At 48.1% G+C, this 25,194-nt stretch carries 18 protein-coding genes and 2 tRNA genes; 16 read left to right on the forward strand and 4 right to left on the reverse strand.

Translation table 11 applies throughout. The features are described from left to right. The first annotated feature begins 47 nt into the window (after positions 1–47). The 13 genes from rsgA (at position 48) to HRU79_10375 (ending at position 13,809) form a co-directional block, all read left to right on the forward strand. Entirely contained in the window at positions 48–1,118 is a 1,071-nt protein-coding gene (gene rsgA, locus HRU79_10315; protein ID QOJ27014.1) for a ribosome small subunit-dependent GTPase A, read from the forward strand. A 44-nt stretch (positions 1,119–1,162) separates the two neighbouring features. Beyond that, positions 1,163–1,249: transfer RNA gene (locus HRU79_10320), tRNA-Ser, on the forward strand. A 10-nt stretch (positions 1,250–1,259) separates the two neighbouring features. Continuing rightward, positions 1,260–1,343, forward strand: a tRNA-Leu gene (locus HRU79_10325). Between the two features lie 139 nt (positions 1,344–1,482). Beyond that, complete coding sequence (locus HRU79_10330; GenBank protein ID QOJ27015.1) at positions 1,483–2,472, forward strand: hypothetical protein; 990 nt, start codon at positions 1,483–1,485, stop codon at positions 2,470–2,472. Positions 2,473–2,608: 136 nt separating this feature from the next. Continuing rightward, positions 2,609–3,901 carry an NADH dehydrogenase (quinone) subunit D gene (nuoD, locus tag HRU79_10335; GenBank protein QOJ27016.1) on the forward strand — a complete coding sequence of 431 codons (1,293 nt, stop codon included), beginning with the start codon at positions 2,609–2,611 and terminating at the stop codon, positions 3,899–3,901. Positions 3,902–4,001: 100 nt separating this feature from the next. Further along, a complete protein-coding gene (locus HRU79_10340; protein ID QOJ27017.1) occupies positions 4,002–4,601 on the forward strand; it encodes an RNA methyltransferase in 600 nt (199 codons plus the stop codon). 1,586 nt (positions 4,602–6,187) lie between these two features. After that, positions 6,188–7,417 carry a TolC family protein gene (locus HRU79_10345; GenBank protein ID QOJ27018.1) on the forward strand — a complete coding sequence of 410 codons (1,230 nt, stop codon included), beginning with the start codon at positions 6,188–6,190 and terminating at the stop codon, positions 7,415–7,417. Between the two features lie 11 nt (positions 7,418–7,428). After that, on the forward strand, positions 7,429–8,502 hold the full coding sequence (locus HRU79_10350; protein QOJ27019.1) for an efflux RND transporter periplasmic adaptor subunit: 1,074 nt from the start codon (positions 7,429–7,431) through the stop codon (positions 8,500–8,502). Between the two features lie 7 nt (positions 8,503–8,509). After that, positions 8,510–11,608, forward strand: coding sequence for an efflux RND transporter permease subunit (locus HRU79_10355; GenBank protein QOJ27020.1), 3,099 nt, complete (start codon positions 8,510–8,512; stop codon positions 11,606–11,608). 22 nt (positions 11,609–11,630) lie between these two features. After that, positions 11,631–12,059 (forward strand): DUF2141 domain-containing protein, encoded by a 429-nt coding sequence (locus tag HRU79_10360; GenBank protein ID QOJ27319.1) that lies wholly within the window; start codon positions 11,631–11,633, stop codon positions 12,057–12,059. Positions 12,060–12,143: 84 nt separating this feature from the next. Beyond that, on the forward strand, positions 12,144–12,737 hold the full coding sequence (locus tag HRU79_10365) for a TetR/AcrR family transcriptional regulator (protein ID QOJ27021.1): 594 nt from the start codon (positions 12,144–12,146) through the stop codon (positions 12,735–12,737). 8 nt (positions 12,738–12,745) lie between these two features. Then, positions 12,746–13,219: a hypothetical protein gene (locus tag HRU79_10370; GenBank protein QOJ27022.1), complete on the forward strand. Its 474-nt coding sequence runs from the start codon at positions 12,746–12,748 to the stop codon at positions 13,217–13,219. 17 nt (positions 13,220–13,236) lie between these two features. Further along, a complete protein-coding gene (locus HRU79_10375) occupies positions 13,237–13,809 on the forward strand; it encodes a cytochrome b/b6 domain-containing protein (protein QOJ27023.1) in 573 nt (190 codons plus the stop codon). A gap of 119 nt (positions 13,810–13,928) precedes the next feature. Here HRU79_10375 and HRU79_10380 read toward each other — a convergent pair whose 3' ends face one another. The 4 genes from HRU79_10380 to HRU79_10395 form a co-directional block, all read right to left on the reverse strand. Beyond that, on the reverse strand, positions 13,929–19,586 hold the full coding sequence (locus HRU79_10380; GenBank protein ID QOJ27024.1) for a hypothetical protein: 5,658 nt from the start codon (positions 19,584–19,586) through the stop codon (positions 13,929–13,931). Positions 19,587–19,808: 222 nt separating this feature from the next. After that, positions 19,809–20,231 carry a c-type cytochrome gene (locus HRU79_10385; GenBank protein ID QOJ27025.1) on the reverse strand — a complete coding sequence of 141 codons (423 nt, stop codon included), beginning with the start codon at positions 20,229–20,231 and terminating at the stop codon, positions 19,809–19,811. A gap of 116 nt (positions 20,232–20,347) precedes the next feature. Then, a complete protein-coding gene (locus HRU79_10390; protein QOJ27026.1) occupies positions 20,348–20,863 on the reverse strand; it encodes a hemerythrin domain-containing protein in 516 nt (171 codons plus the stop codon). A 165-nt stretch (positions 20,864–21,028) separates the two neighbouring features. Next, positions 21,029–21,904: a hypothetical protein gene (locus HRU79_10395; protein ID QOJ27027.1), complete on the reverse strand. Its 876-nt coding sequence runs from the start codon at positions 21,902–21,904 to the stop codon at positions 21,029–21,031. A 188-nt stretch (positions 21,905–22,092) separates the two neighbouring features. Between HRU79_10395 and HRU79_10400 the strand changes: the two genes are divergently transcribed. The 3 genes from HRU79_10400 to HRU79_10410 all read left to right on the forward strand — a co-directional run bounded on the left by HRU79_10400 (position 22,093) and on the right by HRU79_10410 (position 25,104). Next, complete coding sequence (locus tag HRU79_10400) at positions 22,093–22,761, forward strand: flavodoxin reductase (GenBank protein QOJ27028.1); 669 nt, start codon at positions 22,093–22,095, stop codon at positions 22,759–22,761. 270 nt (positions 22,762–23,031) lie between these two features. After that, positions 23,032–23,598 (forward strand): cytochrome C oxidase subunit II, encoded by a 567-nt coding sequence (locus tag HRU79_10405; protein QOJ27029.1) that lies wholly within the window; start codon positions 23,032–23,034, stop codon positions 23,596–23,598. Positions 23,599–23,616: 18 nt separating this feature from the next. Next, positions 23,617–25,104: a cbb3-type cytochrome c oxidase subunit I gene (locus tag HRU79_10410; GenBank protein QOJ27030.1), complete on the forward strand. Its 1,488-nt coding sequence runs from the start codon at positions 23,617–23,619 to the stop codon at positions 25,102–25,104. Positions 25,105–25,194 lie beyond the last annotated feature (90 nt).

Below are 25,194 nucleotides of genomic sequence, written 5' to 3' on the forward strand. Positions count from 1 at the left end.
CCACAAAAGTACAACCTTACCGCTGAACTGTCAACTATTTTCCACACTTGAATACGCGTAAAAAACATACCGGCAACGACGATGAGGCAGAGGCGCAATCATCGTTCAGGAAAAGGAAGCTGCGGACTGTGGTGAAGCCGGGCAAGGTACTGCCGGCTGGAGCCCGGCGGGGAACCGTGCTTACCGCCCTGGGGCCGCACTGGCTTGTAGCGCCTGAAATTACAGACCATGGCCTCGATGCTGTTTCCCTGATGGTGTGCAGCGTTAGCGGCACGGTTGATGCTCAGGGCGGAACAACGCTGGTTGCCGTAGGTGACGTTGTGTGGTTTGTATCCTCGGGATCAGCCATGGAGGTGGGCGGACAGGAGTATGCCGAGGGAACCATCGAGAAGGTGGAAACGCGGCGGACACTCCTCTCGCGTAAAGCTGCCGGCAGGGTGCAGCGCGAACAGGTCCTTGCTGCCAATATCGACAGGCTGGGAATTGTAATTGCTGCTGCCAATCCCGATTATCACCGCGGGCTAATTGACCGATACCTGATCGCTGCCGATAAAGGTGATCTGGAACCCTTCATCATTGTTAACAAAATGGACCTTGTTAGTGGTGAGCTTGAAACACTGATAGCAGAAGATCTGGAGGTGTATACAAAGGCACTACGCCGAAAGGTTTTTTTTGTGAGTACGGTTAGCGGATTTGGTATAGACCTTCTGACGGAATTTCTGAATGGAGCTACAACCCTTCTGGCCGGGCAAAGCGGTGTAGGCAAGAGCTCGTTGATAAATCACATTACGCAAAATCATCTGCGGGTAGGCAGTATCTCTCAGGCAACCGGCAAGGGCAGGCATACCACAACATCAGCTCTCCTTGTGCCCTTACCGCGAGGGGGCTTTGTTATCGACAGTCCCGGGACCCGTGAATTCTCGATTTGGGAGCTGGACCTACAGGAGATTATGTACTACTTTGAAGAGTTTGATGATTATAGCCCCAACTGCAAATTCTCAACCTGCACTCATACTCACGAACCCGGATGCGCAGTAAAGGATGCAGTTGATAAAGGGGCGATAAATGCTGGTAGGTACTTTTCGTATCTGGCGCTGCGTGCTGAAATTGAGGGGTAACCTGTTATATTTGCTGTCTTGTTTAACCACGTTAAACTTTTTTTGGAGAGGTGCGAGAGTGGTTGAATCGGGCGGTCTCGAAAACCGTTATAGGAGCAATCCTATCGAGGGTTCGAATCCCTCCCTCTCCGCACAACAAATGGGCGAGTGCTGAAATTGGCAGACAGGCGGGTCTCAGAAGCCCGTGTTCGCAAGGACGTGTGGGTTCAAGTCCCACCTCGCCCACACACCATAGGTGACCCTGACCACCGCCACCGGGTGATATTCGACACAGTTTTATTGACGCGCATACCGCAGAAGGTGTTTGTTGTTTACGACTTCCTGTTTTAATCTAAAAAAACATAATATCTGCAGCGTTGTTATTTTGATAGTCCTTCTGTGTGACGTCGGGACGGTAACGGCACAGCTTGCTGACGACATTTTTACACGAAAAGACAAACGAACATACCGCGAGCGGGCTGACGAGTTATTCCAGACCGGGTTATCGGATGGGGCTGCTATTCGGTTGTACGAACAATGGCTGAATGTTGTGCCGGCTGATTCGGTAGCCGCGAATAAACTGCTGCAGCTGTACACCAGAAATGGCCGTAAACAGGATGAAGTTCGTCTTGGGTCGTACCTGAAGTCAATAACGAATACACCGGATCAGCGGATACAAACGGTACAAACGCTGCAGGTACGGCTTGGACTGTACAAGGTGTTGTTGCCAAGGCAGCTGAAGCCTGGTGTTACGTATCCGAGTGTGCTGGTTCTGCACGGCAACGGTAACACTGAGGATTTGATGATTGAATGGATTAAGTCATTCAACATGGATTCCGTCATCTTTGTTTTTCCGCAGGCGCCGTACCCGAAGATGGCAGACATTAAGGCGACACAGCGGGATGCGTACAGTGCAACTGACGCTGCTCCCTTCATGAGTGATTCGTTGCGCAACGAGGTCGTATCCACCAGTGCGATCTGGTATCGTGATGCTTATCTGGATGCGAGCATTCGTTATCCGATATCGGCAGTGAAGCCCATCATTGTTGGCTTCAGCCAGGGTGGTTTTTATGCGTATGCGGTTGCAACACGATTTCCCGAAACATTTCAGGGTATTGTTTCAGTTAGCGCCAGCATGTATGCCTATGGTGAAGTTCAGCAGTACATACCGGTGTTAAAAACACACGGAATCGAGGTGCTGGTTCTGCATGGTACTAAGGATGCTGTGGTACGTCCGCAAACCGGTGAACTGCTGTCGGCCCTGCTAACGCGCAACGGTGTCACCAACACTTTCCGCTTCTTTGATGGTGGTCACTGGCCAACGCCAGATGCTTCGGCAATGGTACGCGAATGGCTGGCAAGCCGTTTAAAGTAACTGGCGGTCATTCACTGTTTGGTCTGCCAAAGCCCCTTCCCAATCTCTGACGCCTGAGGGTGCTGGAACAGTATGTATATTTGAAGTTGTGCCACGTATGGCACGAACTATTCCTTGAATACAGGACACGTATGTCATGAGTATATCGGTAACACCTACGTCAACAATTGAACGAGTTGAGAAGCTGCGTCACTCCAAAATCCTGCGTGAAATACAGGATAAGGATACGGTGGTGATGTTCGAGGACCCGCTTGAGAATGACATGGTGCTCAACATGGGACCGCAGCATCCGGCTACTCATGGTGTGCTGCGGGTTCTGATACGGCTGGAAGGTGAAACTGTTGTGAAGTGTGTTCCGGAGCTGGGATACCTGCACCGGGGATATGAAAAGATAGCTGAGAGCAGTACCTACCATGAGTTTATTCCGCATACCGACCGGCTGGACTACATAAGCCCGATGGCAAATAACGTTGCGATCTGCCTGGCTATCGAGAAACTTGCCAACATTGATGTACCGGTGCGCGGTACCTGGGTGCGTATGCTGGTCACCGAGATGGCGCGCATCTCCAACCACCTGCTTGCTCTTGGCGCAACGGCAATGGATGTTGGCGCAATGACGCTGTTTTTGTGGACGTTTACGGAGCGCGAAAAGCTGTACGATTTGTTTGAGCGCATTTGCGGTGCACGGTTCACAACAAGCTTTGCCCGGATTGGCGGTGTTGCCAATGATATCCCTGATGATGTAATGCGCGACGTACGTGCATGGCTAAATCAGATGCCTGACCGTATGAAGGAAGTGGAAGGCCTGGTAAACCGCAACCGGATTTTTGTTGACCGGATGGCTGGCATTGGGTATATGCCTCCCGAAAAAGCAATTCAGCTTGGACTGACGGGACCAACCCTTCGTGGCTCGGGTGTTGCTCGTGATCTGCGCCGTGATGAGCCGTACATGTTCTATGATCAGGTTGATTTCGACGTGATTACTCATAACGATGGTGACTGCTATGCTCGGTATATCTGCCGCGACCTTGAAATATGGGAGTCAATGAAGATTTGCCACCAGTGTCTTGATAAACTTGAGAATAGCCCGCGGACACCTGTACTGAACGAAGATCAACCAACATCAGTTCTGCCTCGCAAACAGTCCATCTATACAAAGATGGAAGAGATGATAAATGATTTTATGTTAATTAATTTCTGTATTCAGCCACCCAAGGGTGATGTGTATTTTGCCGCTGAGGGGTCAAAGGGGGAGCTGGGATTTTACTATGTGAGTGATGGTACCGGTAACCCGTGGAAGCTAAAAATCCGCAGTCCATCATCGGCCAACCTGCAGGCACTGAAATACATGTGCGAAGGCTCGATGGTGAGCGACGTTGTTGCCATTATCGGAAGTATCGATCCGGTGATGGGCGAGGCTGATAAGTAACACGTACAGATGAAAACACTGAACCGGACACTACACAGTGTCCGGTTTTTTTTTGCCGCTCATACGTGTGTGTTCGTCTGGCTCGTAAGTTTACTATGCTATGCCACATCCAGAATCAATAACATCGCAACGCGCCGAAAAGCTCCGACGGGCCCTCCGGCAACGTCAGCCAACACTTACCATTGTTCTCGAAAATGTCCACGATCCACATAACGTTAGTGCGGTTATCCGGTCCTGCGACGCCGTAGGAGTGAGTGATGTTCACGGAGTTTATTATGGCAGGCAAACCTTCCCGCATCTTGGTGAAAAGAGCAGTGCCAGCGCACGGAAGTGGGTCAATGTCCACCATCATGGCAGTATTGATGAATGCTTCTCTCGGCTTCGCGCTGATGGCTTCCGGATTTTCACTACCCACATGGATGCGCAGTCGGTAAGCCTGTACGAACTTGATCTGACGCAGCCCGTTGCCCTTGTATTTGGTAACGAGCATGACGGGGTATCAGAAAATGCCCGATCCTTAGCCGATGGGAACTTTTTAATTCCAATGATGGGTGTGGTTCAGTCACTGAACATCAGTGTGGCCTGTGCAGTTTCCTTATTTGAGGCATTCCGGCAGCGACAAAATACCGGTATGTATAACACCCCTGGGTATTCAGACACTGAATTGAAGGAACTTGAGAGAGACTGGTATTCAAGGTAATGGCTAACCACACAACTACGGTGCGGTAAAAACATAACCTTCATTTGGAGAATAATGGTAACCTGAATTACGAAGAAAAGAAAAAACTGTCGCTTTTGTGAATACCATCGTTACCGGACTGCCTACAGTAGGAATCGATGAACGGTAGGATCTATATACTGCCAGACATCCGGTGGGCATGGAACTCCAGACAGTCAATCCATAATTGTTATCCATTCAGGGTGTTACGAAATGAAAGGGGCTTTGTTTGTCTGGGGTCAGATTGTGGGTCGGATTGTGGGGTGGTCCGATAATTCCGTACAGGGCTACCCCACGTGGCCGCACTGTACGAATGGCATTCGCCTACACGAAACAACATAAAAAACGATAATACCGTAGGGGCGACCTGCGTGGTCGCCCTGTACGAATCCTCATATCAATCGATAAACCGATATAAGAGCGGATGGCATCCGCCTTCCGCGAAGCCACACAAATAACGAATAACCGTAGGGGCCGATGTAGGATGTCACACTTTGCTGTCATTGACGTACTCTCTATCACAGCAATTGCTCCGGAATTCCTAAGGTTCCTTACGTAGGCTGCGCACCGCAGCCGACCGGCCGAGCTGTAGTGGTAGGTGGTGAAGCGAGATGGTGGTGGAGGCGGGGGAGGGGCCCGAATGGCCGTCGTCCGTCTGCTTGGAAAGATAACGTGGTTTGGGGGTGCAGGAGGTTTGTGTAAAGCCGTAATGTGGGTATGAAACCCGTAGGAACGAACCCACGTGGTCGCCCACACGAAACCGTGTAGGGGGGGGTACGCTAACGAATGGCATTCGCCCATCACGACACCACATGAAAAACGATAATACCGTATTGGCAACCCCACCTGGCCGTACTGTACGGATGGGATCCGCCCACACGATCAAAATTCAAAACGATAATTCCGTAGGGGCGACCCCGCCAGGAATTGGTGAATGCTCACCATCACAGAAGAATTGATGAACGCTTTTCCCGACTTCGCGCTAACGGCATCGAATTAGCACTACTCACATGGATGCGTAGTCGGTTAGCCTGTACGAACTTAGCCTGACGTAGCTCGTTGTGTAACAAGCACAGTTGCGTCTCTGAATGCGCACACAGCCCGGCTAGCGGAAAGCTCTTCATCCTAATGATGGGTGTGGTTCAGCAACTGAACATCAGCGTGGCCTGTGCCGTCAGCCTGTTTGGGGCAATGTGCTAGCATCATCCGACAGTATATGCCATTCCGAAGTGCTCCGAAGCATGGCACGCTGCAGAATCCGGTAGTAGCACTCACATAAAAGGGGCTTTGGTTGAGCTGAATCAACCGCTCCAATAGCCCAGGTTAGGTGAATAACTGCTACAGTTCTGAAGTTTTTTATCTCAATAGTTGACAAAGCAGTTTATTTTGCGTAGGTTTGTTAGTGAACACTAACTAACTACGGTTGAAACATTATGTCAATGCTAACGCGAAGGCAGTGTGTACGATTACTGCCGCCAAGGAAAATCTTTCCAGTAGTGGTCATTAGTGTATTGTTGATCGCTACGAGTACGATGCGGACACAAGAGGTGCTGACCCTTCAACAGTGTATGACCTTGGCTTTGGAAAACCATGAAACTGTACAGATCGGTGGTAATGCAGTTAAAATAAGTGAGAGTCGGGCTGCAGAGGCACGGTCTGGCTACATTCCCAAGGTTACGGTTAATGCCGACTACAAGTATTTCCTGGAGTTGCCGCACCAGTTAATGCCATTGTCAACCTTTAACCCGATGGCACAGGAAGGACAGTTTAAGGAGGCTCAGTTTGGTGTCCCGCATAACGCCAATGCATCGATTACTGCATCAATGGTGCTGTACAGTCCTCAGATTGGTGGTGCAATAAGCGGTGCTTCTACTGCAACTGAGCTAGCGCGCCTTCAAAAAACACAGTCGGAAGATGCTCTTCGCTATAGCGTTGCCTTAGCATACTACCAGGCACAGCTCCTGGAGCATCAACGTGATTTTGCCTCAGGTAATCTGGAGAACTCCCGGAGGTTGCTGGCAAGCACTCAGTTGCTGTACCAGCAACTAATGGTAAAGAAAACCGATGTTAGCAGGGTAGAGCTGCAGATTGAACAGATTGAATCTCGCATTGAGTTTCTTCGAAGCTCGTATGAACAGGTTATGCTTACATTAAAAATGCTGATGGGAGCCGAACCAAACAGTCAGATATCCGTTGCTCCACTCGCAATCCCTGATGGTCCAGAAGCCTCAGCACCGCGATACATAGATCAGGAAGTACTCCAAGGTCAGAAAAAACTCCTTGAAAACGAAATAAACTGGCTGCAGAAATCACGGTATCTCCCAACGATTAGCGTGGTTGCCCAGTACGGTCTGAACGGCTTTGGATATGACAAAGCACCAAACGAATTTATAAAAACTTATCCCGTAGGGTTTGTCGGCCTGCAGCTTACCTATCCGGTATTTAATGGGACAGCAACGGTTGAAAAGATTCAGCAAAAAGAGCTGGAGCTAAGTAATAACTTGTTGCAGCAGCAACTGGTAACTCATAAGACGGTGGTTGAAACACAGAATGCCATAAACCGGCTTGAGCTGTCAAAACAAACCCTGCACACTACGCGACATCAGGTAGAGTTTGCCGACGAGATATACCGCCAGGTTGTTCTGCAGCAAAAAGAGGGCACGGCATCGCTTGCAGATGTCTTATTAGCCGACGGAGCTCTTCGAGAGGCACAGCAAGGCTATATCACCGCTTCGACGGAATTTTTGAAAGCCCGGCTGGAGTTGCTTCGATTAAACGGTCTTCTCTCATCACTATAACCGGAGTATTTATGAGCACACCTTCGAAAACGCTGCGCAGAGTTGCTATTATACTGGCATTAACAGTAGTCGGTTTTGCTGTTTTGTTGGTTTTATACAAGAACAAGTCAGATGCTGACCGGCAAGTTTACCGGCAGGATAATGAGAGAGCCATACAGGTAAAAGTGTATCGTGTGGCAGATGAAGATCTGGAATTATCCGGATCATTCACGGGGATGTTTGATCCGAATCAGGAGAGTAAAATAAGCGCCGATGTTCAAGGTAAGGTGCGCATGCTGCATGTTGATGTTGGTGACCGGGTTGGTGCCGGTACTACGCTCGTGCAACTCGACAATGATTTGCTGAAACTTCAGCTACAAGCTTCCGACGTACAAATTGAAGGGCTTGAGGCAGATGTAAAACGATTTACTGTTCTGGCTATAGCAGAAGCTGTTCAGGGAGTACAGCTTGAAAAGTCAGCCCTTGCTCTTCAGGCTGCCCGGGTACAGCGCTCAACGGTGCTTGAACAAATTCAAAGGTCATCGGTCAAAGCCCCCTTCAGCGGTATTATTACCGCTAAGTTCACAGAAGCCGGCGGGTTCGCCGCACCAGGAGTGCCTCTGCTTCAGATTACCGATATCGGAAAGCTTCGGTTTACCATCAATGTACCCGAATCCGAAGTTAGCTTCTTTCGCGTTGGTGATACTCACCGAATCAGTCTGATGGCATATCCTGAAACCAGTGTCGAGGGTCGGGTGATTATGGTTGGCAGTAAGGCAAATCCGGGTAATAGCTTTCCAGTTCAGTATCTCGTTCAGAACTTTGCCGATTTGCGCATCAAGGCGGGAATGTTTGGCAGCGTGATGATAAAGAAGCCCATCACCAAAACTGGATTGATGATACCTGCCACGAGTGTGGTTACGGTAAACGGTGAAAGCAGTGTGTATGTTGTCAGCAATGGGAAGGCACGTTTAACACCAATCACGCTTGGCAGACAAAGCAACAGTAGGGTTGCGGTTGAGTCAGGGTTACGCCCAGGTGATGCTATTGTTACTGACGGACTGCTGAATGTTTTTAACAACGCAAATGTGCGCATTCAACAGTGAGAATATCATGAATATCACCAAGATTGCAATCGAAAGACCATCACTGATTGTTGTGATGTTTAGTGTAATAACACTGTTGGGTGTTATTGGGTTTACAAATCTGGGCTACGAGCTGATGCCCGATTTTAACCAGCCGGTTGTGGTAATACGAACGCTCTACCCGGGGGCAGACCCGTTCGAGGTAGAATCATCAGTATCTCGCCGAATCGAAGATGCATTGTCGAACGTTGAGGGGGTAGAATACCTGGTTACCAAGTCATTGCCAAATGCTTCGGTGATCATTGCTAATCTAAAGTACGGGACGAACCTTGATAAAACGATGCAGGATGCTCAGCGGTATATCGACAACATTCGTAAGGATTTACCGAAAGATATTCAAAGCCCCGTAATGACAAAAGTTTCGCCGAATGACCTGCCGATGATGTCGGTAAGCGCAACGGCATCGGTACCGCCGGTGGAGTTCTACCGCCTGATGAAGGATGAGTATCTGCCGCAGATTCAACAGTTAAAGGGTGTGGCAGAGATCACCATGATTGGTGGAGAAGAGCGCGAGATCTCGGTACAGGTTCATAATGAAAAACTCCAGTTGTACAGGATCTCACTGTACCAGGTTGTAGAAGCAATAAACCGTTCAGGTATAGACCTACCCGTGGGTGCTATCGAAGCAAAGGGTAATCGCAGTACAGTTCGGCTTGCTGGGAGGTTTACCACAGTGGCAGACATTGAGAATGTCCAGATCGGTATGCCGGTTCCGGGCTCACCCGTCTACGTGAAAGATATTGCCACCGTGGTTGACGGAGTTGCAGAACCTACGTCGGTAAGTCGCCTGAATGCTGTCCCAGGCATTGGCCTGCTGATTAAGAAACAAGGTGATGCCAATGCCGTTGATGTATCTGCACTGGTCCGGGATGCATTTACCAGGATTGAAAAGGCTGAGGGGAATAAAAACGTAAAGTTTACGATTACTGATGACAATACCGACAATACGATTGCAGCTGTAAACTCTGTTGTCTTTGACTTAATCCTGGCTGTTATCCTGGTGTCGTTGGTAATGTTACTCTTCCTGCGTAGCTACAGAAACTCACTGATTGTTTTAGTAGCAATACCAACGTCACTGATAACGGCGTTTGCAGTCATGTGGCTGCTGGGTTATACCCTGAATTTGATGACGTTGCTGGCTATGTCGCTGATTATTGGTATCCTGGTTGACGATGCCACCGTTGTGCTTGAAAATATACAGCGACATTTGGACATGGGGAAAGAGAAACGCATAGCTGCGTTTGACGGACGTATGGAAATCGGCTTTTCCGCATTGTCCATAACCCTGGTTGACGTCGTGGTGTTTCTGCCAATCCTGTTCCTTCAGGTGTTTGTTGCCGACATGCTTAAGCAATTCTCTGTCGTAGTGATCACATCAACACTCACGAGTCTTCTTGTTGGATTTACGCTAACACCATGGATGGCTTCGCGCATCGGAAAGTCAGAAAATCTTCAGCCTACAAATGTGCTGAACAGATTCCTCTTGTGGTTTGAATCTCAACTGTCGCGCTTCATCGAGTGGTATCGTTCAACACTTGCCTGGGTACTTCAGCATAAACTCATCTTTGTGGGCTTCGTAATTCTTCTGCTCGCCGGGACGGTTGTGATGATGCAGCAGAATATTATTGGCAAGGAGTTGATTGCAACCGGTGATCAGGGAAAGTTCAGACTGTTTCTCGAGTATGATAAAAACGCTCCGCTTGAGCATAACAACAGAATGTCGGAACAGGTCGAGAAAGACATTCTGCAAAAACCAGAAGTATTATCGGTGTTTAGCAACGTTGGCGGGCCGGGAACCGGAATGGGCTCTGTGGGTGTTGGCCTTCCGTACAAAACCGAGCTGACGGTTCAGCTTCGCCCCAAAAAAGAACGCGGTAACATTGCAACCGAAGCATTTATGCGTTCTCTGCGGGAACAACTACAGGACAGGTATGCGGGCATTCACGTTTCAATGATGGCCTTAGGTCTTGTACCACGGTCAGCCCCGATCGAGATTACGTTGAGCGGAGGAAATGTTGACACGGTTATGAAGGCTGCACGGGCACTTCAGGCAACCGTTGCAGGTATCCCCGGTGCCGATAATGTCCGGCTGTCAGTGGAGGAAGGTGCACCGGAATATAAGGTATCTCCTGACAAGGATCTCATGCAGAGGTTCGGACTCAACACGGCCTACGTTGGACTCAACCTGCGGACTGCGTTTGCCGGCAATGATGATGCAACATTAACTGATAAAGGCACTGAGTATCCTGTGCGCATACGGCTGGACCGGTTTAGCAGGAGCAGCTATTCCGATGTTACCAATCTGGCGGTCGTAAATCCGGCCGGCCTTCCGATACGCGTATCACAGTTTGCGCGGGTAGAAGGAGGTAACGCTTTGTCGCAACTGGAGCGATTGGACCGCCAGCCTGCTGTGACAATCACTGCTGACGCTCTGGGACGTCCGTCTGGTTCTGTTGCGGATGACGTAGTAACCTATATTACCAACAATCCACTTCCCGCAGGGGTGCAAATGGCATGGGGCAGCGACATCAAGCGGCAGAATGACAGTTTTGGTGCGCTTGGATCAGTATTGCTGATCTCATTCCTGTTGATTTACCTAATAATGGTGGCGCTGTACGACAGTTATCTTTACCCGTTTGTAGCATTGTTTGCAATTCCTGTTGCTGCAATCGGAGCATTCCTGGCATTGAATCTTACCATGAGTAATCTTAGCCTTTTTGCATTACTGGGGCTTATTATGCTCATGGGGCTTGTAACCAAAAACTCAATTCTGATCGTTGACTTTACAAACCAACTGAAAGCTGAAGGGAAGGGGCTTAAGGATGCACTTATCACGGCAGGAGCCGAGCGGATGCGTCCGATACTGATGACGACACTGTCAATGGCTATCGGGATGCTACCAATAGCACTTGCATCCGGTACCGCATCGGAATGGAAAAACGGACTTGCCTGGGTAATAATTGGAGGGCTTCTTTCGTCTCTAGTATTAACAGTGTACCTTGTTCCACTCGTCTATCACACTGTTGATACCCTTAAACACAAACTTCTTAAAACCAACTATCCGTAGGTGAGCTATGCGTGCACTCTGTATGTTTCTTGCGCTGATTCTTCCGGTAACAGCAGGATTTGCCGGCGGTGATTCGGAAGGGTATTCGTTGACGGTGGAATTTGAAAACCTTAGGAGTCCCGAGGGTACCCTGATTGTTGCTCTGTACAACAAGGACGGGACAATCCCTGATGAGAAGTTCGAACATTATTATAAAATTGGACAAACGGGTATTGTGAGCACCAAGGCCCAATATACCTTTACAGATTTGCCGGAAGGAACCTATGCGGTTAGTGTTCTGCATGACGAGAACAACAATGGCAAGATTGATAAAAAGTTTATCGTTCCCAAAGAGGGTATTGGCTTTTCCAGAATCACGTCCATTGGCCTTACCAACCGTCCGAACTTTAAAAAAGCATCGTTCCAACTCACCGGGAACAAGAAGATTACAATCCATATCATCTATATGTAGTTCCGACCGCGCCTGGTACCGTCAGATGTCCCATTTAAGTAGCTTTGTACCAAACGAATCTAACTGTAACGTGATACGGAGAATATGAAGCAGTTTACTAACCGACAAATCGAAATCATGGAAGCCGCTACAGCCCGGATTGACATGCATGGAATTCAGAATCTCACAATTAAAAACCTGGCCGCCGACCTTGGTGTATCGGAGCCAGCACTGTACCGACATTTTGATGGGAAAAACGAAATTCTCCTGGGCGTACTCCGCTACTTTATAGATCGGATGGAACTGCGGCTACAGGAACTGCTTCAGGCTTCCTATAACTGTGATGCCGAACAGTTACGAGCCATCTTTATGTCCCAGTTAACAACATTCACAGCCAGACCAGCCATTGTTTCGGTCATGTTTGCAGAGAGTATCTTTCAGTTTGATGACAGACTGAATGCTGCTGTTCTTGACATCATGACGATCGTACGTTCATACGTTGAAAAAAATATCAAACACGGCCAGCAGACAGGTGAGTACTCTTCGTTTCTGGGTGCCGAAGCCATAACCACTATCATTACCGGTGCGATGCGTATGGCAGTGCTTACCTGGAAGCTGTCGGGACGTAAATCAAATTTGATCAGGAACGGAACAGTTGTTCTCGACGGTATCATCACAATGATTTCACATAACCATTAAGGAGCTTTATGAAAATATTCTTGTTAACCCTGATAACTACTGTTACATTGTGGGGCTGCTCGTCTGAAACACATAATCATGCAGAACACGATCACCAGGCGCCAGAACATACCGAAGAAGCACATCATGAGCACCATCACGGTGATCAGGCTGGGACATTAGAGCTGAACAATGGTGCCAAATGGATGGTGAATACCGAGATGAAGCCGTTTGTGCAGGAAGGCGAGAAACTGGTTCAGCAGTACGTTAACGCAAACAGCACTGACTATAAAAAACTTGCTGCAAATCTCACTACCCAGAATGATCAGTTGATGTCAAGCTGCACCATGGATGGCAAGAGTCACGATGAACTTCACAAGTGGCTGCACCCGCACCTTGATTTGGTTGAAGACCTTGCCGAAGCGCCGGATGCCTCAGTGGCAATGGACGTTGTGAAGAAACTTCAGGAATCGTACGGTCTGTATCATCAATATTTTGAATAAAATAAGGTAGTACTTTTATGAAAACGACGGCGAAATTTACCGTGCTCCATCGCACCCTTCATTGGGTGATGGCATTAGCGATGATGATACTGTTTGCAACGGGCTTCCTACGGATGACATGGATGTCGAAGAGTACGGTGGTTTCGGTATTATCTGAAACAGCTGAAACCAAATCACTCCTAAAAGATCAGATGGTTGGTATTGCAAAATCCATCCAGGCTCCAATGTGGGAGTGGCACGAACTTTTTGCTCACATTATGATAATTACCATTGTTGTGCGGATCGTTTACATGCTGACGAAGGGAATACGATTCCCCAAACCATTCGGATCCGGCATCAGTGTAAAGGAACGCTTACAGGGCATGGTCTATGTCTATTTTTATGCCTTCGTCCTGGTTCAGGGAGCAACAGGCATCATTATGGAAAAGGGGCTTTTCCAGTCGTTCCAGGATACCGCCGAAAGTATTCACAAACTTGGCTTATATCTGTTTCCGATCTTCATCGTTCTGCATCTTGCCGGTATCGTTCTTGCTGAACATACCACTAAAAAAGGCATCGTCTCGAACATGATTGGCGGCGATAACTCATAGTTGAGTTGTAGTTCCTCAAGCTACATTTGCAGACATATTCAGCTAAAAGAAAACAACCGATACACGCATACGCGTATCGGTTGTTTTGTGTTCAAGGCTCACGATAACGAGAACCGGCATTATTCCTGCGTGACAGCCATGATTAACATCTCCAGGTCCGAGTCAGTACGTTGAATTGCCACTGAATACAGTCCGGGGGCAAGGGGGGTATGGGGTGCAACTACCGTTGTGCTACTGCCGGATCCCTTTGTACGGAACACAAGCCTGCCGGTTATATCACGAATGATAATTTCCTGACTGATATCCGGCAAACCCATGCAAGATATTGTAAATGTACCGCGATTGGGATTCGGGTAGATCGAATATCTGCCTGCTGTGGTACTGCCGTGATGAACCGATGAGGTCCGAACCGTAACAGCTATGCCGTTGGTATGTAGTTCGGCAGGGTAACCACACTCTTCCGAAGAAAATACTCGTGCGCTGATAGTGTCGGTCTCTGTAAAATCAACACCAAAAACTGCCTTATATGTTTTTTTATTTCCATCACTGACCGTTATGCCGTTCTTAAGCCATTCGATGTAAGGTTCAGCACCAAGATTCTCTGATTTAACCTGGAACGTGACCTCGGTGTTCAAAGCAACTGTAGTGCTTGGCGTAACCGATATTGATGCAGTGACAAGTACACTGTCGGTACACCAGTGCTCGAACGCACCAATGTCCACACTACTACCTGAAATTCGAGCTGCCCCGGTAACGTCCAACAGTGCGCCTGACAAATCAGGAACCTTCCCTACATCAAAAACAGTATTGTCGCCTGAATTGATAAGCTGACTCGACGAGGCTAGACGGTAATTATTCTTATCTTCCTCAACAAAGAGGGGACCGTGAATTGGTGTTCCGGCAGGCGACGGCGACTCCGCCGCAAAGGCGGAATAACGTCCGGAGCTGCCAATCACACTGTGATTTGTGTTCTTCAGAATCGTGGAAGAATCGGCAAGGTTTGTAGGGACGTTATTAACAACTACCGAATTCCGAAGCTTTACCGTTGTACTGCCACCATAGATACCGCCACCGTTAGCAGCGGTATTACCGGCTATTGTGGTATTCGTGATAATGGTGTTGCCAGAAGCCGTGCTTCCGGCACCAATAGCGCCACCACTGCCGGTTGCCGTATTGCCATAGAACAGGGAACTGGTAATAAGAAGCTCAAAGCCCCCTTCAGCACCTACTCCGCCACCGGATGCAGCATTGTTGTTGATAAACAGTGATGACTCCACAGACGCCTTGCCACCATCAGTATTAAAGATTCCACCACCGGATCCCGTTGCTGAGTTGTGAGAGAATACAGTTCTGCTGAATACGGACGAACTACCGTGTGCATTACAAACGGCACCTCCATTACCTGCTGAAGAGTTTCGGGTGAAGTAACAGGATGTAAAACGCAGTGAAGAACCACCAGAATAAACGCCACCACCACCCGTGGATCCACCGGACGAACATGAATTTCCGCCTATGGAGAGATTCCGAAGGTAACCGGATGAATTTAGGCTAACAATACCGCCGCCTCCGGACCGAGGAACATCCTGCCCCAGAATGGTTGCTGGCGACTCACCGTTGGCATTACCGTTGGTGACTGTAAACCCATCGAGCGTAAAATTGGTTGCACCAACAATTGATACAACATGGTACGAATTGTCAGACGTGTTGCCGATTATTCCCAGGTCGCCATCCAGTACGGTTTTGTTTGTGTCGAAGAGCGAGGCAGAGTCTGTTTGACGCGAGCTGAACGCCGCCTCAGCTCCGGCAAAGCCACCAAAGATGTGGATACCGTTTTTTATCAGGAAGGTGTTATCCCGGACGTCGGTACTCTGACCAGCAGCAGCTGTGGGTTTGTAGGTGCCCCTGGCAACCCAAATGGTGTCGCCTGACTTGGCGGTTGCTAACGCGTCCTGAAGTTTGGTAAACGCGTTTTCCCAGCTTGTTCCGTTGTTGTTGCCGGTTGCGGCCTCGTTTACAAACCATGCGGACACCAGGTACATCTTCACGGTGTTGGTGGTGATGGCGGTTGGCGTAACACATGCTGCTGATGAAGTAACCTTTGCTGAAAACACGTCGTTGGCACTGAAATCCATACCGGCAACTGCCTGGTAGGTTGTTCCTGATGCCCCTGGTATTGGTGAGTTGTTCTTCAGCCACTGCACAGCAGGGTTGCCACCGGCATTATCAAGGTATAACGTAAACGTTACGGTACTGTTGACGGTTACTCTGGAGTCCGGTGCCGCTGCTATCGAGGCTTTAAACTGTGCGGGTTGCGTGCAGCTGTGCTCGAATGCGCCAACATCGATGTTCTTGCCAATGATGCGGTCCTTGCCGGCTACGTCAGTTGTTGTACCGGAAATATCTGGGGTTGCACCTGCAGCATACAACAAGCTGTCGCCGGCGTTGATTGATTCTGATGCAGCCGACGGACGGTAATCCCTCCGCGCAGAGTCAACAAAAAACGGACCTGCTACGGGTGTCCCGTCGGGTTGGGTACTGCCGTTAGCAACATACCGGATACCAATGGGTAATCCCAAGATGTTGCATCTGCCAAGCCTTAGTACCTCAGGCGTGAGCTTGGCGTCGGCGGGGGAGTTGCCAACGATGATTGAATTACGAATCTTTGTGGACGTACCGTCGTCATAAATGCCGCCGCCGGTTTTCGCAGAATTTTGTATGATCGTTGCATTCGTTACTACCATGTCAGAGCCGCTGTCGTCATCGGCGCATCCGATGCCACCTCCGTTGACTGATGCGCTGTTCCTGGTGGCCAGGATGCCGGTAATAACGGCGTTAGCTCCCTGGGCAAGACCGATGGCACCAAAGCTGTTACCTGCCGTGTTCCGGTTGAATACGGAATTGGTAACCCTCATTTGCGCTTCTGACGTCCCATAAATGGCACCGCCAGAAGTAGCCGCTGTATTGTCAGTAAATACAGCCTGTACAATTGATGAAATACCGGAGTGCTGGTACATGGCTCCGCCAGAGCCCTTGGCAGTATTACCGGAAAACAAAGCGTCATGGAGCGTAAGGGTACTGTTACCACTGCAGAGTACAGCGCCGCCATGCCCGTTCCTGGCATCGTTCGATTTAAACGCCATGTTCATCATGGATATCGTTGCACCATCGGAGTACATGCCAGCACCACCAGCTGTACCAACAGAGCCACTCTCAGCGGTATTTGTTTCCACTATCAGGTTACTAAATGTTCCACGTGACTGAGCTGCATAAATGCCGGCACCACTGTTGTGACGAACAGTGAGTGTATTGATGGTGGATGAAAGGTCCTTGTTCGCGTTGCCACCATTAATGGTAAAACCATTTACTGTAAAATCCTTGGCTGAAACAGCCATGACAACATGATAGGCGTTATCCGAGCTCTGATTCCTGGTTCCAACATCGCCTGACAAGATAGTCTGGTTTGTGACGTGCAGAGCAAGCGAATCAGATAGTCTTGCTGTTAGTGATGCTTCAGTTCCCTGAAATCCACCGAAGAGCATGATACTGTCTTTTAAGAAAAAGGTTTTTTCCCGGTCTGACGGCGTTATACCTTCCGGGACGGCTGTTGGATAGTATGTGCCCTTGGCTACCCAGATGGCGTCGCCGCTCCTGGCTACATCAAGAGCGGACTGGAGGTTAGTAAAGGCATCACTCCAGCTCCGTCCGTTGTTCTTTCCTTTAGCCGCATGATTAACAAACCAGGCCGCTGCAACATACATCTTAATCTTATTGGTTGCTAGACTCTGTGGAACCGCACACGGCTCGGCAGAATACACCATCGCATATACCGTGTCAGAATTGTTAACGTCAGTGCCTGCGTTTGCTGTGTATTCCAGGCCTGTTTCACCCGGTATGATAACTCCATTCTTACGCCATTCAATTCGTGGATTGTCACCAACGTTCGAAGCCGTGAGAGTATATGTGATGGTTGTGTTTTTGGCTACTACGGTATCGGGAGAAACCTTGAGCGTAGCCTTTGGTGTAATAGTTTCACTGCAAAATTCGTATGCTCCTATATCAATGTTGGTACCCATAACCCGTTTTGCGTTGCGAAGATCTCGGGTAACAGCCGAGATATTTGGGGTTTGCGTTGCTTTGTAAAAAGAACTATCACCGGCATTGATAGCCGGACTTCCCGTAATCAGCGTAAAGTCTGAATCGGTGGCTGACGTAAAAAGCTGTCCCGTAACCTTTGTACCGTTGGGTGAGGTATTCCCGTTGTCAATCAGGTATAGAGTTGTTCCCACAGAACGAAGGATATAACGGACTTTTGCAAGAACATCAGCACTGACGTTCAGGTCATCAGTGCCATTTTCGGCTACAATAGTATTTCGCAATTGCGACGTTGAACCCTGGTCATAATAACCACTTCCGTTTTTCGCCTTGTTTTTAGCGATGGTAACATTTGTTAAAACCATGGTTGCATTCGAACCATGGTTATCATGACATCCTGCACCGCCGCCATTATTGCCTGCTTCATTCCCAAAGAAGAGGGCATTGGTTAAAACGGCGGTGGAATTGCGTTCCAGCCCGAAGCCTCCGTAGTCTGTTACTGCGGTATTGGATTTGAATATCACGTCCCGCATCACCGGGTTGCAGGTATTATAGTTGTACATCCCGCCGCCATTGCCGCCCGCATTATTGGAAACGAAGGTGCAGTTAGTAAGTGTAACACTACTCTTCCAGCCAAACAAGCCGCCGCCATCCTCATCGGCAGAGTTTTTGACAAACTGAACATTTTCAAATGTGGCATCACTTCCGCCATCTGTATCAATACCGCCGCCCGATCCGCCGGCAGTGTTGTTTGATACAGTTACGTTCTTAAACTTCGGGCTACTGTTGTCGTTGTAAACAGCGCCTCCGGAACCGGAAGTACGATTGTTGTTAAACACGACATCGGTGAATGATGCATTACTTTGTTCCCGGTTATCAACGGCGCCGCCGCCTTCATCATCGGTATAACATTCGTTGTTTATAAAGGCAGAGTTCGATACCACCACGCTACTGGTATAGTTCAGAATTGCACCACCATTACAATTATCGGCTGTATTCCCGCTGAATGTGGCATATCTAACTGTAACGGGACTTTTGTAGTTGTACATAGCACCACCACCGCCGAGTGAGGCATCCGAACTTTTGGCCAGATTCTTTTCTACAATTAGAAAGCGGTAGGTTCCTTTTGACGAGTCGCTGTATATGGCACCGGCCGCATTTCGGTAGATAGTACGTCCGTTTGCAGTAATGCTGCCTGTTCCAACAGCTCTGCCATTCTTTATTACAAAGCCATCAAGGGTAAAGTCCTGAAGGGCAGGTGCGATTACAATATGATATGTATTGTCAGTACTATCGTTTGGATTACCAATATTGCCATCCAGAGTTGTTGTGTTGTATAAGAACAGCGAGGAGGAGTCCGTCTTCCTGTCAGCAAACGTTGTTTCGGTCCCTTTGAAGCCACCAAATACGTGAACGTTGTTTTTCAGTACAAATGCTTTGTCGCGTCCGTTTGTGCTGACCCCGTCAGCAGACTTCGATGGATAGTATGTTCCCAGGGCAACCCAAATCGAGTCACCAGCAGCTGCAGCATCAAATGCGGATTGTAGTGACGTATATGCATTTGTCCACGACTTGCCGTTGTTCGCACCCGACGCCAGATAGTTAACGTACCATGTAGCAGAAAACGTCTTGGGGACAGATAGTAAACAAAACAATAATGCAGCAAGAACCCAACGTTGCGTCATGCCAAACCTCCGTAATACAGAAATAAAAAGTGACGTAAAATAGAAAACAAAAGCACACCAATGCCACCGCCGGTGGCATTGGTGAAGATATTTTTTTCACTTTGATTACGGGATATGCGTGAAGGGGGCTTTTGCAGGCGCAACGTAACTGGTTATCCCAACTCATTCTGCGATGTCAACCCGTACCGTGCGTTTGCTGCCGGCAGAAGGCGTGGTATCGTATCAGAGCTTATCCGCCGGGATTTCGGTTGCCAAAGGTTTTATCTTGCCATTATGGCAGGTGTTGCAGTTCATCTGAACAAAAACGCTATCACGCTTGTAATGGTGAAAATATTTATTGTTCATTTCTGATGTCATCAGCATCATATCACGAGCAATAAGCTTTTTGGGATTGGCATCACTTTCATAATCAAGGCCCTTTTTCCCGTCGGTTCGTGGAGCGTGGCAGTGCCCGCATTTTACGCCCAGAGCCACGTTGAACGATTTCATAATCGCTTCCAGGTCATCATCACTGATATCTTTTGGTAAGATTTTAAGCGTTGTGTGAATATCGTCCTGTTTGGCTGAGACGGTTGAACATCCTGCGGCGTACAGTCCAACAATTGTTGTTACGCAGACGGCTAACAGAAAAACAGTCTTGAGCATTGAGATTCCTACAGATGAGGTGGTAAAATTCCAATTGCAGCACGTTTCAAAAAGTGGTGCTGCAAACCGGTATGGTTGCAACTATGAAAATACGCCGAAAACGTGTGTGATAAAACTTACGTCGTGCCGGCAACGATAGCGTCAAAATCAAAGCCGGCACGCAGTAATGCGCGTTTTGCTGCTTCGAGCGCATAATGTGCCGGATTGTGCGGTTGCACCGGTACGTCGGCTACCGACGCCAGCTCGTCCAGGATTGCAGAAGTTTCATCGGCAGTAAGCTGCTCGCATATCTCGTACATGCCGTGAGGTTCTTCCTCCAGAAGGTCATGCTTTTCCAGAACATGGCGCAGCACCGATATTACGTCGGGAGTGGGCGGAACAACCATGAGAGCTGTAATTGCTCCATGATCCAGCCGAAGCTTAGCGGCAAGGGGCAGGGGAGTATTGTTGTTGGCTTTTTGTGCTGCAGGGAAGAGTATCTTTTCTTCCATCTTAATATGTTTTAGCAAGCCTGTTCTGAACTGGTGGTAATACTCCATGTTTACCAAGTCAGGGTTCTCTGTGGCGTTATCCAACAGGATTTCTATGCGACGATGGTCGTTCGTAAAATAGTCGTAGAGAGGCTTATTCATTTGGGTAATTGTGTGATGATACAAACCGGTGCATGCATGTGCAAATATGACGGTTATCACTGAATCTGCACTACCAAACGTAGCAGAAACCCAAGCCCCTTACCCCCATTCCAACAAATCCTACGGTACAGGTGTAGAATTGAGAAAGGGCTGGCACCGTGCAGCCTACAGAGCAGGATGGCCGGTTCGCCGTTCCTGTTTGAGTGAAAAGGACGGATGCTTAAGGAAAAGCAGAACCAGGCCTATCATTACGATGAAGAAGATCGATACTTCAAGCCAGTGTTCCATCGGGTGTACCCAGATTTCCTTAAACGTATCCCAGCGCCCTAGAACTTCAATAAAGTTCCAGAAGATGATCACCGTTGGAATGGCATACCGCAGGGCGTAGTCGAACGTTTGGATTTGAAACAAACGTGTACCCAAATACACGGACCATAGCAGTGAGCCATAGCCAACGATATAGGTAGCCGGATGTCTGTCACCGGCAATATCCGGGTCGTACACAATAAGCAGGAGGATGTAGAAGAACCACAAAATCATGATGGTTTCGGCAAGAGTGATTACTGCCCATGGCTTTTTCGTGTTTGTATGAGTCCGAATGTCTTCGTGCATTCTGAGTCGTTTCTGAATCCAGATAAAAAAGTTGCATGCAGAGCGGGAGAACGTATACACTAATACCAATGCTGCCAGCAATCCCAATGACGAGAGCATGACAAGGTATTCAGGTTTAGTTGCAACTTCTCCGTTTACCATGTAGGCTGAAACATTGTTTTTTTCGGCCACCCACACAAACGAGAACTCAATCCATCCGGTCCACACCAATACTCCACCCAGAAAACCCATAACGGTAGCAAGAGTTGGGTTGTAATTTTTTTTAATTCCCCATACAAGTAGACCAACTCCCAGTAGTCCGATTACTATCGCACCCAAGTATTTGTCGGTATGAAGTAGTTGCTCGTTTAACACCATCAGTGCATGACCAATGGGCATTAAAAGCAACACAAGCAAGAACGAGAAAAATCCATTCTTCAGACCGGTCATAGATATTGAATTGCTGTAAATGAGTTAGGTACAATTGGTTATACCTCAAAGATACACAGATTATGCGGAATTAGTCTAATTAAGGATAAGACGTGAGAGGATGTTCGATTAATGCAACGCAGTTTTGATGTTGTAGATAAATTCGCACCCAAAAAAAAACGTTGTTGTATCATTTTTATACTTCTGATATGTCGCATACCGCTAAAATCCTTGTTATCGAACCGTGTACACACGACGTCCTTCGGATTGTCCTTGAAAAGCCTGAGGGCCTAACCTACAAGCCTGGTCAGGCTGTTGATATTGCTGTAAACCAGGAAGACTGGAAGGACAAACTTCGCACGTTCACATTTACGTCGCTGCCCACCGATCCAACTCTTGAGTTTACCATTAAAACATACCCGGAGCACAACGGAGTTACTCATCATTTGCGGACACTCAAGGCAGGCGATGAGATTCTGCTCCATGATGTGTATGGTGATATTGCATATAAGGGTGAGGGAGTGTTTATTGCCGGTGGTGCAGGAATCACACCGTTTATTGCAATCTTTAAATGGTTGCAGCAGAACAATCAGGTTGGCGGGAATAAACTCATTTTTGCCAACAGGACAAAGGCAGACATCATTAAGGAAAGGTATTTTACTGATCTCCTGGTTGGTAACTTCATTAACGTACTCTCGCATGAACAGCACGATGGATACCTGCACGGCTTTGTGAATGCCGATATCATTCAAGAACAAATGGCAGGGGGCTTACAGTATGTGTACCTGTGCGGACCCCCTCCAATGATGACTGCAGTTGAGAAAATCCTGCAGGAGCTTGGAATATCGCAGGATAACATCGTTAAGGAAAATTTCTAGAACCTTCAGCAATTCTGTACCAGTTGGCAACATCAGCCCACAACCGTGGAAAGGGGCAGGGTATGCCTGATGTTCCTTAGATGGTTGCGAATAAGCAATGACGTGCATTGTCTAAATAAAAGCAAAAAGATGCTTTTAATTGAGTGGCTTTTAATTAGATTTGTGCGATTCAGTTCTTCCTTTTGTGCCTTTACCGTGCAGCAGGGATAACAGAATCAGGATTCCACAAGAATCCAAACAAACAACACACACCAAAATACAGTTTACACTATGGCACTCACCTCGCAGGAGATTGCCGGTATATTGTCGCTTGCGGCAACAATACTGATTGCAATCGTCGTTATGGTCATTCTGTCCGCATCCAGGGGCAGTGAAGATAAAACCACCGCAAAGAAAAAAGTGTACGCCCTCAGGAATAAGTATTTCTGGGGTCTGACGATTCTTGTAATTGTAGGATTATTTACTACATTACAGTCGTTGCCGTACTCATTTTCGGGTAAGCAGGCGGATGAAACCTATACGGTTGTGGCACTCCAGTGGGGATGGAAAATTGCTCCGGGAGTCTCCAATGTTGCACCGGCTGATTTCGAAGGTGCCGACGAGATCAATATCAAGGCGAACAAAACAATCAAGTTTATTGTTACCTCACAAGATGTGAACCACGATTTCTCGATCTACAATGACGAGGGAGTGTTGCTCACTCAGACGCAGGCAATGCCCGGCTATAAAAACGTTCTCCACTATACATTCCCAAAGCCGGGAACATATCACGTCGTATGTCTGGAGTATTGCGGCGGAGCTCACGACTACATGGTCACAACTATTAACGTTATTTAACAGGTGGGGGCAGTACCAATGATACAATTCAGCGAAACAGAAATTGCAAAACAAAAGAAGCTTGCCCTAACATGGGGTGTTACATTTCTTATTGTCTTCCCGTTGCTCATTACGCTCGGCCTGCTGATGCGTATGCGGCAGGGCGGTATGTCGGAACTTGAATCGGCCGACTTTTACTCGTACATGACCCTGCACGGTCTTGGAATGGCTGGGGTACTATTCTCGATGGCGTTTGCAGCGCTTTGGTACCTGAATGGAACACGGTATGTAAGACTCAATATCAATCTTGGATACTTCTTGTATGGTCTGACGCTGCTTGGAGTTGTTGGATTAACAATTGGCACCCTGATCGGCAAGTTCGGTGCAGGATGGTATATGCTGTATCCGCTACCGTTTATTGGAACAACATGGCCGGAATGGGCAACAGGGCTTTCAATTATTTCACTTATCGTTCTTGGTGTGGCCTGGCTTATCGGATGTTTGCACGTTGTGTACGCACTTGCAAAGGAATTCGGTGGATTTGCTAACATTATGGGCTGGCAGTATCTGGGCAAGAAGGAAGTCAAACGTGAACTTCCTGCTATGGTACTGATATCCACCATCAGTATTGTGCCCGGTATTTTCTCGATTATCACCGGGGCGGTGATGCTTATCCTGAACCTCCTGCAGCACATGGAAAGCACTCTGAGTTTTGATCCGCTTCTCTTGAAAAATCTTATTTTCTTTTTCGGTCACACACTGGTTAACATCACAATGTATTGTGCTGTAGGCTGGCTGTATGCACTGCTGCCGGAATTCACCAAGCGTGAGTGGCCTGTTAATAAAATTGTAGTGTACTCGTGGAATAGCACGTTCTTCTTTGTCATGTTTGCCTACTTCCACCACCTGTATATGGACTTTGTTCAGCCCGTTGGTTTACACTATGCCGGCCAGTTCGCATCATACCTTAGCTCGATCCCCGCAACTGCAATCACCATGTTTGGTGTGATTGCGCAGTTCTACCATTCAAAAACAAAGTGGACGATTATTCCGCTGCTCTTTCTCATTGGAACGGCTGGCTGGGCCGTAGGCGGATTCGCTGCTGTTGTTGATTCAACAATTGCATTGAACCAGGTGCTACACAACACACTATGGGTTCCGGCTCACTTTCACACATACATGCTTTTAGGTGTTGTGCTGTACATCCTTGCCTTTCTGTATTACCTGTTCTCTGGCAAGGATAATAATAAAAGTGATAAGCTTGCTGCCACCGGTTTCTGGACATTTGTGGCAGGGGGCTTTGGTTTCGTACTGATGTTCTATCTTGGCGGTTTGAACAGTATCCCACGTAGATTCTCTCACTACGAGGGGATAAACATTGAGCATACGCATCAAACAGGTTCTTCATTAGCCGGAACGGCAGTCTGGTTTATTGCCATTGTGCTTCTTGGTTTGCTGATGATGTACTTCTCGCTGTTCCGTAGGCTGTCAAATGGCTCATCATCAACACAGGAAGTGGCAAAGTAGTCGCCAGTCAGTATCGTGAACATGTTTTCTTTAAGGCTGTGTCATGGTAATTATGAGACAGCCTTTTGTTTTGTTAAACCACTGTTCAGT

The organism is Ignavibacteria bacterium (assembly GCA_015709655.1).
GTDB lineage: Bacteria > Bacteroidota > Ignavibacteria > Kapaibacteriales > Kapaibacteriaceae > OLB6.

What these genes read in the sequence shown, in the direction of transcription:
- nuoD (QOJ27016.1), top strand. Translation starts at nt 2,609, where the DNA reads ATGAGTATATCGGTAACACCTACGTCAACAATTGAACGAGTTGAGAAG.
- HRU79_10340 (QOJ27017.1), top strand. Translation starts at nt 4,002, where the DNA reads ATGCCACATCCAGAATCAATAACATCGCAACGCGCCGAAAAGCTCCGA.
- HRU79_10345 (QOJ27018.1), top strand. Translation starts at nt 6,188, where the DNA reads ATGACCTTGGCTTTGGAAAACCATGAAACTGTACAGATCGGTGGTAAT.
- HRU79_10350 (QOJ27019.1), top strand. Translation starts at nt 7,429, where the DNA reads ATGAGCACACCTTCGAAAACGCTGCGCAGAGTTGCTATTATACTGGCA.
- HRU79_10355 (QOJ27020.1), top strand. Translation starts at nt 8,510, where the DNA reads ATGAATATCACCAAGATTGCAATCGAAAGACCATCACTGATTGTTGTG.
- HRU79_10360 (QOJ27319.1), top strand. Translation starts at nt 11,631, where the DNA reads ATGTTTCTTGCGCTGATTCTTCCGGTAACAGCAGGATTTGCCGGCGGT.
- HRU79_10365 (QOJ27021.1), top strand. Translation starts at nt 12,144, where the DNA reads ATGAAGCAGTTTACTAACCGACAAATCGAAATCATGGAAGCCGCTACA.
- HRU79_10370 (QOJ27022.1), top strand. Translation starts at nt 12,746, where the DNA reads ATGAAAATATTCTTGTTAACCCTGATAACTACTGTTACATTGTGGGGC.
- HRU79_10375 (QOJ27023.1), top strand. Translation starts at nt 13,237, where the DNA reads ATGAAAACGACGGCGAAATTTACCGTGCTCCATCGCACCCTTCATTGG.
- HRU79_10380 (QOJ27024.1), bottom strand. Translation starts at nt 19,586, where the DNA reads ATGACGCAACGTTGGGTTCTTGCTGCATTATTGTTTTGTTTACTATCT.
- HRU79_10385 (QOJ27025.1), bottom strand. Translation starts at nt 20,231, where the DNA reads ATGCTCAAGACTGTTTTTCTGTTAGCCGTCTGCGTAACAACAATTGTT.
- HRU79_10390 (QOJ27026.1), bottom strand. Translation starts at nt 20,863, where the DNA reads ATGAATAAGCCTCTCTACGACTATTTTACGAACGACCATCGTCGCATA.
- HRU79_10395 (QOJ27027.1), bottom strand. Translation starts at nt 21,904, where the DNA reads ATGACCGGTCTGAAGAATGGATTTTTCTCGTTCTTGCTTGTGTTGCTT.
- HRU79_10400 (QOJ27028.1), top strand. Translation starts at nt 22,093, where the DNA reads ATGTCGCATACCGCTAAAATCCTTGTTATCGAACCGTGTACACACGAC.
- HRU79_10405 (QOJ27029.1), top strand. Translation starts at nt 23,032, where the DNA reads ATGGCACTCACCTCGCAGGAGATTGCCGGTATATTGTCGCTTGCGGCA.
- HRU79_10410 (QOJ27030.1), top strand. Translation starts at nt 23,617, where the DNA reads ATGATACAATTCAGCGAAACAGAAATTGCAAAACAAAAGAAGCTTGCC.